Consider the following 11684-nt stretch of genomic DNA (forward strand, 5'->3'; position numbering starts at 1 on the left):
CTGAAAGTATACTCCGATACATCCAATACAGGATTATTTGAGATCGACTTAACCGATAAATTTGGGAACCGACCCGTACGGATTCGTTTCAACGAAAAAAATCAGATTATAGCTACGGACGGTAGTACCGAGAAAGTATTACAATCCTACGAAAAAGGTCGCTGGTACGAACTGGAAGTCCAGACGAAAGCAACGCCAGAGGGTCATTATTCGCTGAACGTGAACGGCAAAACGGTACTGAAAAAAGCTCAGCTGGCCGAGGCGGTTAAATCCATCGAACGCTTATCTCTGCGGACCGGACCCTACCGTAATCTCCCTAACCGACAAACGCCCAACGAAACCAACGACCCGCCTTTACCGAATGCGGATATTCCTACGTCACCCACGCGGTTCTATATTGATGAGGTAGTGATTGGAAAGTAATTAGGGGAAGGCAGTTGGAAACTGGCACGTACAGGTACTAGTGAAGGATTACCAAAAGCTCCTGGTACAGGGTTTAGATCCTGCACCAGGAGCTTTTTAGTATAAGTTACATCTCGGAAATACAATTTTCTTCATAAAGTCTACTAAAACTATATACTATATCTTTTATTTCATTAGTTTTGCCACCGCAACTTTCAAAAGCCATCTATGATTCCAAGAGTCGTCCCTTATTGTTGAAAGCTTCCTGACTTTCGATAGCGGATTTCTTCTAGAAGTTACCGTGATTTTAACCCATTTGTAGGAAACCATACATCTGTTCCCAAGACGTTTCTTTCGCTTGTACATGAGAACCACTACCATAATGCTTATGGTCAGCTTGCTGCTGACTGCTTTTTCAGGAAAAGCTCAGGATCAACCCATTATTAATGCTACCGTTTCCGGAATTGTACTGGATGCGACTTCCGGCGATCCGCTGGTGGGGGCCACCGTCGTTATCAAGGGAACGACCAACGGATCCAGTACGGACGCCAACGGACAGTTCAACCTCCGGACCGGACAAAAACTGCCTTTCACGCTCATCGTATCCTTTGTGGGGTATGCCAAAAAAGAAGTCGTCGTCAACGATAAACAGGTGACGATCAACCTGGAACCCGCCTCTAACAAACTCGACGACGTGATTATTTCCTCCCGCCGCCGTCAGGAGTCGGCTCAGGAAGTACCCATCCCCATTTCCGTCATTCAGGGTTCCCGGGCTGAAGACGCGGGTGCCTTCAACGTCAACCGACTGAAAGAACTGGTGCCTACCGTGCAATTGTACGTATCCAATGCCCGGAATACCACGCTGAACATTCGAGGATTGGGCTCCACCTTTGGACTCACCAACGACGGTATTGACCCCGGCGTAGGGTTCTACGTCGATGGTGTATACTATGCTCGTCCGGCCGCTACAGCTCTGGACTTCATCGACATCGACCGGATTGAAGTACTCCGCGGTCCCCAGGGAACGCTGTTTGGCAAAAACACCACGGCGGGAGCATTTAACATTTCGACCCGGGCCGCCAGCTTCACGCCCGGAGCAAACTTCGAATTAAGCTACGGTAATTACGGCTTTATCCAGGCGAAAGGTTCACTAACGGGACCGCTGGGTAAAAAACTGGCCGCTCGTGTTTCCTTTACGGGTACGCAACGGGATGGGCTGTTTTACAATGTGCATACGCAATTGCCCATCAACGACATCAATAACATTGGCGTTCGGGGACAGTTTTTGTACACCCCCAGCGACAACGTAAAAATTACCCTGATTGGCGACGTGTCCAATCAGAAACCGAACGGATACGGCTGGCCGGTAGCGGGTGTGGTACCTACTAAACGGGCCGCGTATCGGCAGTTCGACGCCATTATTGCCGACCTGAGCTATAAGCTACCTTACCAGAGTGCTTTCGAACGAAAACTGGATCTGGATACGCCTTCCAAAGCCGACAACCAACTGGGCGGCGTATCAGTGAATGCGGATATCAAGATTGGGAACGGAACGCTGACGGCTACTTCCGCGTGGCGGTACTGGAAATGGACGCCGCTGAACGACCGGGATTACATTGGATTGCCCGTATTCACGATTTCTTCCGGTAACTCGGTCCACGATCAGTGGTCGCAGGAGGTTCGGTATTCGGGTAAAATTTCTTCTAAAATCAGCGGCGTCGTTGGGGTATTCGGACTCTGGCAGGATTTAAAATCCGATCCGGTACAAACGGAAGAGGCGGGTTCAGCCCAGTGGCGTTTCGCTCAGAGTACCACCAGTGCTTTATGGAAAACGCCGGGCTTGTTCGATAACTTCGGTATTCGCACCAATAACCGCATCCGTAGTACCAGTTTGGCCGTATTTGCTCAGGCAGATTGGGCCATTACCGAAAAACTACACTTCTTACCCGGTGTACGTTATAACTACGACAAGAAAGTGGTGGACTACGACCGCAAGACCTACGGTGGCCTGCAAACGACCGATGCGGCTCTTTTAGCGTTGCAGCGACTGGTATACACCGATCAATCTTTCCACACGGATTATGATCAGGGTAATTTCTCCGGACAACTCTCGCTTCAGTACAAAGCGACGAATAAGATCAACGCCTATGCTACGTACTCCATTGGTTACAAGCCCATTGGCGTAAACGTGGGTGGATTGCCTACGGCGAACGGCGTAACCCTGATTGACCTGGCGAATGTGAAGCCCGAATACGTGGCTCATAAGGAACTGGGTATCAAAACCCGACCTTCGGCCAACTCCATTCTGAACCTGACGTTATATCGCTCGGACATTGATGATTTCCAGACGCAGGTCCAAACACCGGAACCGGGTGTAAACCGGGGGTATCTGGCCAATGCCGAAAAAGTGCGGGTACAGGGTGTGGAGCTGGACGGAAGCCTGCGTTTTACAAACCTGAATTTTAACGCGGCAGTAGCCTATACTGATGGCAAGTACGTACGGTTTACGAACGCTCCCGTGCCCCTGGAAGAAGTCGGAGGAGCTCAGGCGTTTAAGGATATTTCAGGCGGTGAATTACCGGGTATTTCCAAGTGGTCGGGGTCGGTTGGGGGAGAAGCCCATACCAATGGCAACCTGCTGGGACTGAAAGGCAATTACTTCCTGGGTCTGGATGTGTTCTATCGCTCGAAATTTTCATCCAGTCCGTCACCTTCGCAGTACCTGAACATTGAAGGCTACTCATTGACAAACGGCCGGGCCGGTTTCCGGGCCTCCAATGGCTTGAGCTTCTTCGCCTGGGCCCGCAACATCTTCAATAAAAACTACTACGAAATGTTACTGGCAGCTCCCGGCAGCTACGGCCAATACGCCGGAATCGTAGGCGATCAGCGGATGTACGGGGTAACGATTCGATATACGTACTAAGATATCTTAGTCACTTGAATAGCAAAAAGGTAATCGTAGTTGGCTGCGATTACCTTTTTTCGTTGCTAGTTAAATGTAAAGCCGTTTTGAATTTTTTTCTGATGGTAACTGAAGTACTTTCTTATGAGAACGAACGTACTTCTTTTCAATAACTTTTCTTCACCCCTTACTTTCGCCCCCGATGCCCTTTTCCTTTCGGCGGCGTCTGTTCTTCCTTGAAACTACCCGAAGCGTCAAAGACCAGAACCTTAATAGTCTCGCTGGTACTGATCGCAACGAAATAGGTTCCATCCGCGTTTTTGCCAGCTTTTTTGATGGTCGCTGCCGCGTAATTCATGGAGACATACGTCGTGATTGTTGCAGGCAGGTCAGCCGTGGCTACGGGCGTTAACTTGGCCCGTTTGCCGTAGTGTTCCAGCAGTTTCGTGAAGGCACCACTGGCGTCAAAAAGCAGGCCTTTCGGCTGACCGTCCACCACAATACCCACGACGTATTTCCCACTCGCGTCCGTTCCGGCAAAGGCGATGGCGGCTTTAGGGTAGTTGGTCGAAAGGTAGGTCAGAATAGTGGCGGGCAATGCCGTCGAATCGATGGCTGTTAATTTGCCTTTACAGTGTTTCGAGGTTACTGAATCGATTTGGGCAGCGTAGCGGGCTGCAGTTGCGGTGACGGCATCGGTAGCCGTTTCCTCCGCTGAGGAAGAAACGTCCTCCTGCTGGCAACTGAACAGAAACGCTCCTACTAGCAGAGCAAAGAAGGGAAAACCCCAGAGATACTTTTTCATAGGAAATTGCGAATAAGATGTAAACCCATTGAACCATACTACGGCTTATCCTAGCGGCCAGTTAGGATCGTTTATAAACGCGTTCAAGAAGTAGTACGCGGTACTCCGTAGCCGCGTGGCAACTAGTAGTATTTTATTTCAAAATCGACGGTTGAGTAGTAGGAAAGACCACGATAGGGAGGAAGGAAAGTACGTAGAAAATGGCAAAGCCCTTGAGTCAATAGGGTACTAAATTCGATTTATTAACGAGTAATTGTAGCACTTTACATGACCAGGAAAGCTGGATGAGGCACTGGATCACCCCGCCGTTGAAAAGTATTAACCGCCGTTGTTGGTGTGTAGCAAAGCGTCACAAACAACTCACCGTACTGCTTCAATACCCGCTACTTCAACACTCCCAGCTCCGTCAGTTGCTCACTCACATACCGTTTGTAAACCTTCCCGATCTTCAGGCTTTTTCCGCCGATAGTCAGGCTGTCGGATTCGAGCGTTTCGAGGTGGGCAGCATTAATCAGGTGTGACCGACTGATGCGTACAAAGGTCGGTTTGGGTAACCGCTCCTCGGCTTCCTTCATTGTCAGGCGGGTTACGTGCGTTTTTCGGGCGGTGATGATCTTTACGTAGTTTTCCAGACTTTCCAGATACTTGATTTCACCGTAGGGAATGACCACTTTCTCCCCATTGACCAGGCAACTCAATTCCCCTGTATTTGCTAAAGGGAGTGGTTCAGTCAGGACAGGTTTGGTAACGGCTGGGGTTGGTAGCGTACTGCGGTAAAACGCGTAAATCCCGAAGCCCGCCAGCGTGTGTACCCAGAAGCTAAGGATGAGCGGCAGTGCGTAATCTACCCAAAATTGTAGTTTCAGAATCGTGTACATACTCACCGTATTGAGGCTCATGATCAGTAACGTCCACAGCAGGTAGTCCCGTTTGCGTTGCCGCAGGTACAGTCGTTCGTAGAGGATTCGATTATGAAATACCAGCCAGGCATACAAACTAAGCAGGAAGAGATAGGGTAGGTACTGATTCGTACCGCTTCGCTCCTGAATGTAATACCGATCCGACACGTAATGCACGCCCAGCAAGGCCAGCAGTCCCAACAGGTTACGAACCAGAACCGAACGTAAAACTTTCTCCATAGGGGCAATTTACGAGCAGAATGGGTGCCTGCGAAAGGAAAGAGTGACGAAAGAACTTGGTCACTAGCGAAATCATCTGGTCACCAAGGGCGGCGAAGGAACCGAAAAGTCCGACAGATTTGAGCTTCATCATTCAAAACGGACGTTTTATGCCCATCCTCCATCTCATTAACCTGATCATTCACATTTGCTTCGGCTTGATTGCCTTGGGCCTTGGATTGCTGGCCTTACTAGTTCCAAAAGAGCGGGGGGCTCATACGCGATTCGGTCGCTGGTTTCTGTATGCCATCAGCGTGGTGGTAGGTACGGGCCTGCTCGGTGCGGTGTTCTTTCGGGCGAGTCCTTTTCTGGTTATGCTTACGTTACTGGCGGGCTACGTCAGCTATGCGGGCTGGCGGGCGGTCAAACTCCGCGAAAACCGCAGTTCCCGGCAGGACGTAGTCTGGGCCCTGATTGCTCTGACTTCAGGTATCTGTTTTCTGTGGATTGCCAAGTCCTCCGATGCTAGCTGGAACCCGGCCGTAACGTATTCCACCTTCGGGGCCTTGTGGCTGGTGACTACCTACGATGTCGTCAAACATTACTGGCTGCACGAACGACTCAAAGGCGGCTGGCTGTACGAGCATATCTATAAAATGTTTTCGGCATTCAGTGCGTTGCTGTCCGCTTTTTCGGGAAATGCGTTACCGCAATTCAAGCCTTATAGCCAGCTCGGACCGTCGGTGTTGGGTCTGATTCTCATGGTCTGGTTCATGAGTCGGCAGTCGAAGCGTAAGATGGTTTAAGGTCAGGTATTCCGTGGTTTTCCCCAGAACTTCCGTATACCAGGGTCAGTAAGATCAACTCTACCGAGCCAGCACCTGCCTGTCCTGATTATTTAAAAGGGAAATAGCTGTGGCAAAGGGTAACGAGCCGCGAAGGGTGGTGCCCGCGAGCAATCCGGTCCGGAAAAGGTTTCAGATACGGTGAATCTAATCTGTCCACAGAAGCTGGGCTTTACTGGAAGCGAGCCGAAGGGTAGTACGGGAGAAGGCTAATCTATACGGAAAGCGGGTTACTCCTGATGATCTACTTCCAAAGGCTCAACATCAGGCCTAGAGCGATTTCGTGTAAGTGTGCCCGCAAGTGCTTGAGGGCACGGGTGAGGTGATACTCAACGGCCTTCTCGCTCACCTGAAGTCGCTGGGCTATTTCGGGGATGGAAAGCTGTTCGAAACGACTGAGCCGAAAGACCTCCTGTGATTTCTCCGGTAGTTCCCGCAGGTTTCGTTCAATTGCTTCTGACAAATCCTGCATGTCCAGTACATCTTCCGTAACTCGGTCTTCGATGGATAGGAACGATTGGTAATAGCTCACAAACTTTTCGTGTACCTGCTCAGATTCAATGAGTCGAATAATGGAAAACTTGAGGGCGGTGAACAGATAGCGTTTCAACTCCTGAATCTGTACCGTTTCTCGGCGTTGCCAAAGGCTCACAAACAGATCCTGAACCAGTTCCTCGGCCGTTTCTTTGGAACGTGTTTTCTGATAGGCCGCCCGGTAGAGCGGTTTCCAGTACCGTTCGTAAATCTCAGAAAAAGCGGCTCGGTTGTTTTCTTGCAGGGCTTGCGATAATTCCGCATCACTCCAGCGATTCAGGGCTGCCAACGGACTAATTGAAAAAATGTTTACATCTATGGTTAAGAAGCTAAATGTAAACTAAATATACAAATAGTACTATAGTTCGGCGGAGATTAGGGAGCTATTCCCGGCGTAATGAGCAAAAATACTGGGTCTACACAGGCCAGGCGGCTATCTATATCCCACGTTTAAACGCGAACGTATGCAGTGGACCCTGCAAGTACTGCTTTATTGAAAATCGCAGTAACGCTATTACAGCGATACTTGTACCATGGCGATCAGCTCGCCCGCCCGGGAAAAGATCTGCTTGGTGGCGGGGTTGTACAACGGACGACTGTTGTATTCAACCGTGATTTTAGCCTGATGATTGTCGAGCAGAAAAGCAGTGCCGAGGTTGTAATAGTGGCCCGGCTGCCGGAGGGCCTGCAAGTTTTTGTAACTGTGAGCCACATAGGGTTGCACACGCACAGCCGAACTGAATTGTGGAAGTACAAAACCCACCTGCGTGTAGGCGAGCGTACCCGTGCCGGATAGGTATCGGGCGTTACCGGGGCCTTCCGCGGCCCGTTGTTCCGTGGCATTAGGGTTCGCAGTACCGGGATTCATAATGCCCGAACTGCGAATGTAATTGGGGCCAAAGTCGTATTGATACAAACCGCTATATACCGACATCGCCATGCGTTTGGCCGGGTCACCGATGGGACGATCCCAGAAAACATCCAGTGCCAGGGTTAATTCATCGTGTTTCCTGAAAACGTTCGCTTCGGGTTGGGAGAGGGTTGCGTTTTTATTGTAGTAAAAGCCGAGTCCAATGTTGAAGACATGTTTGGAACCCAGATACGTACCGGGGAAAAAGGCCGTCAGCAAACTTTCTTTATCCTTGAACTGGTAATTAACGTAGCCCCCGTACGCCGGTTTCCCGTCCTGATTGTTATCAACGGCGGCTCCGCCAACGGTGGGCGTCAGCGTGGTGGTGAACGGTTTGTTGACGTGAAAACGATACGCCAGATTCTTCCACATGCCCTTGGCAAAAACGCCCAACTGACGGCTGAACTGATCCGAAACTTCAATATTAGGCCATTGGAAAACGGGTACGTCCAGCGTGAGACTGCTGGTGATACCCGGACTGGTCAGGCGGCTGACGCCATTCCAGGCGTGCAACCCGGCTCCCATGGACAGTGAAAAGTCAGCCGATTTTTTAGTAACCGGGTTTAAAGTGGGAACCACCACAAATTCACTATACGCATCCTGAAAGAAAATCGGAGGTTTTTTACCTAAACCGTTGGCTCCGGTACCGGTTCCACCGCCGCTGTTAAAGGATTGGTTGTTCATCCCAAACTGAATGACAAATAAGTAACGCGGGGACATCTGCCCGATGACCCGAACCCGGGTACGGCGAAGGCTGACGTCCCAGACATGATCCTGCGGTATCCCGTTCACGAGCGTTCCCGGATTGTTTTCGATGGAACGAATCCATACCTGACTCCAGAGATTGAAGGCCAGGTACTTGGCTCCATCGGGACTGAGTTTGATTTTCAGCCCTTCGTAAGGAGGAGTGACAGGTCGAATGGAAGGTTTCACCCGAGCGGTATCTTTTCCTGAAACAGAGGGGATAGGTCTTGACCTATGAAGCGTATCCAGAGCCACCACGGAATGTAAAGCCAGTTGAGCCATACCCGTGTACGCACTGAAAGTCAGCAGAATAAGAAAAATATATTTCATAATAATTATATTAAATATTTGATAAATTATATTTTAAATGAGATAAAGCGATACGGAGACACGCTCGCCTGAGGTGCCAGCAACCAATGGCAGTAAAAACGATTGGATGATCGTCAGGAAGGAATCTCGAAATAGTCTACCAGAGCAGGTGAACCAATGTATAAGGGCGTACGCTGATGAAAACAGGTAGGCGTGATGTCCAAAATGGGCTGTTGTCCGTCAATGGCTTTACCCCCGGCTTGTTCGGCGAGAAAAGCCATGGGGTAGCACTCATAAATCAGTCGTAATTTCCCCTGAATATGGGTTTGCGTAGGTGGATACAGGTAAATGCCTCCTTTGATCAGATTGCGGTGAAAGTCAGCGACAAAGGAGCCGATGTAACGACTGCTGAATCGCTGATCGTAAAATTCCTGAATCCGCTGTATCACGAAGGGTGGAAAATCCCGCTGGTTACTTTCGTTACAGGAAAACGTCTTGCTCGAAACCGGGAAAGTCAGGTCAGGATGTGAAAGGATGTATTCCCCCAACGTAGGTTCGTAAGTAAAGCCATCGACACCGCAACCCGTTGAATACACCAGCATGGTAGAAGAGCCATAGAGAATATACCCGGCGGCGACCTGCTGCCGACCGCCCTGCAAAAAGTCCTCGACGGTGGGCGAAGTTCCCAGCGGCGAGACCCGTCGATAGACGGAGAAGATCGTCCCAATGGCTACGTTTGCATCAATGTTGGAGGAACCATCCAGGGGGTCCATCGCGATGACGTATTTTCCTTCCGGGTTACCCGTGTCAATGATACCCGCTTCTTCTTCCGAAATAATACCACACACTTCCCCGCCGTTGACCAGAGCCCGGATGAAACGAACGTGAGCGATCCAGTCCAGCTTTTGCTGCATTTCTCCCTGAACATTATCGGTAGCCGTATCTCCCGTAAGATCAGCCAGGCCAAAACGATTGATTTCACGGCTGATGATTTTACCGGCCAGGGCAATATCCCGCAATACCTGGGAAAGATCACCCGTGGCCGATGGAAACGCTTTCTGTTTTCGGAGAATAAACCGATCCAGGGTGATGCCTACGGAAGGTACGGTTACGACAGTATTCATAGGATTAGTATAAGTTTTGGGGTGAATTCGATCTGATTATTTACTCACCAATGCTGCCGAAGGGCGTGCGAGTGTATCGGTCGAAACCGTGGGTGCCTTTTCGGGAGCCAGTCCAAACGCCCGGTTCATTTGCTCGCGATCCAGAGCTTTTTCGTGATTGGCGATCCAGATGGTGGCTACGCCGTTCCCAATGAAGTTGGTGATGCTGCGGGCTTCCGACATGAAGCGGTCGACTCCCAGCAGGAGAGCCAGGCCCTCAATGGGGATTACTTTTACTGCCGTCAGCGTAGAAGCCAGCACGACAAATCCACTACCGGTTACCCCGGCGGCTCCTTTGGACGTAACCATGAGAATACCGATGATCGTGAGCAGTTGAGTGAGGCTTAAATCCACGTTGAAGACCTGAGCCAGGAACAGGGTGGCCATCGACAGGTAAATCGTAGTACCGTCCAGATTAAACGAATAACCCGCTGGCACGACCAACCCTACCACAGGTTTGGCACAGCCCATTCGTTCCAGTTTTTCCATCAGTGAGGGTAAGGCGGATTCCGACGACGAGGTCCCCAGTACGATCAGCAATTCCGCCCGGATGTACCGGAGAAAATCCACGATTCGGATATCGCACGAACGTAAAATCATACCCAGTACTCCGAAGATGAATAAGGCCATCGTGGTATAAACCGTACCCATCAGTTTGGCTAAAGGAAAGAGGGTTTCCAGCCCGTACTTGCCAATGGTATAGGCCATACCCCCGAAAGCTCCCACTGGGGCCAGTAACATGACTTTATGTAACCCTTTGAAAACAACTTTAGAGACCCGATTCATTCCCGCTACAATCACGTCCTTGGAACGTAACTGACTGAATACAACGCCCGCTAGAATCGCCACGATTAATACTTGCAACGTTACGTTATCCTGAAGAAAATGGAGCCAGCTAAACTCGGTACTTTTCTGGGTGTATTTCGAAATATCCCCACCTTTGACCTGATTGGTCACTACGCCATGACCCGGCTTCATAAGATTGGCAATCACCACGCCGATCACCAGGGCCAGGGTCGTAACTACTTCAAAATACAGCAGGGCTTTGGCTCCTACTTTACCGACTTTTTTCAAATCACCCATACTGACGATGCCGAGGGTAATCGTCAGGAAAATAATAGGGTTAATGAAGAGTTTGACGGTACTAATGAAAAGGCCACTGAATACCTCACTGATGGTCGTGCCGATACTCAGTTCCTGGCCCATAAATCGGCCCTTAAGCGGTTCTTCGAGTACTTTTAGTAGGGCCCATTCCGGTTTGAAATGACCCAGAAGGATACCCGCCGTAATGGCCGTCAAAACCCAGAATGTTAAGTTACTTAGCCACTTTTTCATAGTTTCAGAGATTAGAATTTGAGTACCCCGCGACCAGTCGCCGCTGGTCGCGGGTGGGTAGGATTAAGCGATACGCGGACCGGCCTGCGTAATGGCTGGCGTGGCATCGGATTGATAGTTCTGGTAGTTTTGCTGGAACGACTTCGCCAGCTGATACGCCTGGTGATCGTAGGCAACTGGGTCTGGCCAGTGTTTCCGGGGGTTCAGCAACTCAGCGGGGACGTTGGGGCACTCGACCGGAATGGACAGGTGAAAAGGAGCAAAGGAATGAAAGGCTACCTGATCCAGTTCGCCCTGCATGGCTGCCGTAATCATGGCCCGGGTATAGCGGAGTTTAATCCGCTCGCCAGTTCCGTACGGGCCGCCCACCCAGCCGGTATTAATTAGCCAGACGTTGACCTGACTCTGCTCTAGTTTTTCTCCCAGCAGAGTAGCATAACGGGAGGGGTGCAGCGGAAGAAACGCCGCCCCAAAGCAGGCCGAAAATGTAGGTTGCGGTTCTTTCACACCGACTTCGGTTCCGGCCAGTTTGGAAGTAAATCCTGAAATAAAATAATACATCGCCTGTTCGGTCGTCAGGCGTGAAATCGGCGGGAGTACCCCAAAGGCATCCG

General features: G+C 50.4%; 9 protein-coding genes and 1 pseudogene. 3 read left to right on the top strand and 7 right to left on the bottom strand.

Going from position 1 to position 11684, the window contains the following annotated elements; genetic code table 11:
* Together ACOJTG_RS09030 and ACOJTG_RS09035 are read left to right on the top strand one after the other, a co-directional pair.
* A pseudogene (locus ACOJTG_RS09030) lies at positions 1-423 on the top strand (hypothetical protein); the annotation flags it as partial.
* Positions 424-784: 361 nt separating this feature from the next.
* Entirely contained in the window at positions 785-3328 is a 2544-nt protein-coding gene (locus ACOJTG_RS09035) for a TonB-dependent receptor (protein ID WP_420153516.1), read from the top strand.
* 166 nt (positions 3329-3494) lie between these two features.
* On the opposite strand, the gene ACOJTG_RS09040 is transcribed toward ACOJTG_RS09035, so the two are convergent.
* Positions 3495-4112 (bottom strand): PepSY-like domain-containing protein, encoded by a 618-nt coding sequence (locus ACOJTG_RS09040; protein WP_420153517.1) that lies wholly within the window; start codon positions 4110-4112, stop codon positions 3495-3497.
* Positions 4113-4495: 383 nt separating this feature from the next.
* A complete protein-coding gene (locus tag ACOJTG_RS09045) occupies positions 4496-5251 on the bottom strand; it encodes a LytR/AlgR family response regulator transcription factor (protein ID WP_420153518.1) in 756 nt (251 codons plus the stop codon).
* Positions 5252-5400: 149 nt separating this feature from the next.
* Here ACOJTG_RS09045 and ACOJTG_RS09050 point away from each other — a divergent pair, with 149 nt between their 5' ends.
* Entirely contained in the window at positions 5401-6036 is a 636-nt protein-coding gene (locus ACOJTG_RS09050) for a hypothetical protein (protein ID WP_420153519.1), read from the top strand.
* A 283-nt stretch (positions 6037-6319) separates the two neighbouring features.
* Here the strand turns inward: ACOJTG_RS09050 and ACOJTG_RS09055 are convergent, their stop codons facing one another.
* The 5 genes from ACOJTG_RS09055 to ACOJTG_RS09075 all read right to left on the bottom strand — a co-directional run.
* Entirely contained in the window at positions 6320-6898 is a 579-nt protein-coding gene (locus ACOJTG_RS09055; RefSeq protein WP_420153520.1) for an RNA polymerase sigma-70 factor, read from the bottom strand.
* Positions 6899-7123: 225 nt separating this feature from the next.
* Positions 7124-8593 (bottom strand): porin, encoded by a 1470-nt coding sequence (locus ACOJTG_RS09060; RefSeq protein ID WP_420153521.1) that lies wholly within the window; start codon positions 8591-8593, stop codon positions 7124-7126.
* 113 nt (positions 8594-8706) lie between these two features.
* Positions 8707-9696, bottom strand: coding sequence for a class 1 fructose-bisphosphatase (gene fbp, locus ACOJTG_RS09065; RefSeq protein WP_420153522.1), 990 nt, complete (start codon positions 9694-9696; stop codon positions 8707-8709).
* Positions 9697-9732: 36 nt separating this feature from the next.
* Positions 9733-11070 (bottom strand): cation:dicarboxylate symporter family transporter, encoded by a 1338-nt coding sequence (locus ACOJTG_RS09070; protein WP_420153523.1) that lies wholly within the window; start codon positions 11068-11070, stop codon positions 9733-9735.
* A gap of 63 nt (positions 11071-11133) precedes the next feature.
* Positions 11134-11684 (bottom strand): phosphoenolpyruvate carboxykinase (ATP) (locus tag ACOJTG_RS09075; RefSeq protein WP_420153524.1); only part of this gene is annotated, 551 nt, incomplete at its 5' end.

Origin of the sequence: Siphonobacter sp., from assembly GCF_048595215.1 — a bacterium.
GTDB lineage: Bacteria > Bacteroidota > Bacteroidia > Cytophagales > Spirosomataceae > Siphonobacter.

Bases quoted from the DNA above. Each gene is read 5' to 3' on its own strand.
- ACOJTG_RS09035 (WP_420153516.1), top strand. From the start codon at position 785: ATGCTTATGGTCAGCTTGCTGCTGACTGCTTTTTCAGGAAAAGCTCAG.
- ACOJTG_RS09040 (WP_420153517.1), bottom strand. From the start codon at position 4,112: ATGAAAAAGTATCTCTGGGGTTTTCCCTTCTTTGCTCTGCTAGTAGGA.
- ACOJTG_RS09045 (WP_420153518.1), bottom strand. From the start codon at position 5,251: ATGGAGAAAGTTTTACGTTCGGTTCTGGTTCGTAACCTGTTGGGACTG.
- ACOJTG_RS09050 (WP_420153519.1), top strand. From the start codon at position 5,401: ATGCCCATCCTCCATCTCATTAACCTGATCATTCACATTTGCTTCGGC.
- ACOJTG_RS09060 (WP_420153521.1), bottom strand. From the start codon at position 8,593: ATGAAATATATTTTTCTTATTCTGCTGACTTTCAGTGCGTACACGGGT.
- fbp (WP_420153522.1), bottom strand. From the start codon at position 9,696: ATGAATACTGTCGTAACCGTACCTTCCGTAGGCATCACCCTGGATCGG.
- ACOJTG_RS09070 (WP_420153523.1), bottom strand. From the start codon at position 11,070: ATGAAAAAGTGGCTAAGTAACTTAACATTCTGGGTTTTGACGGCCATT.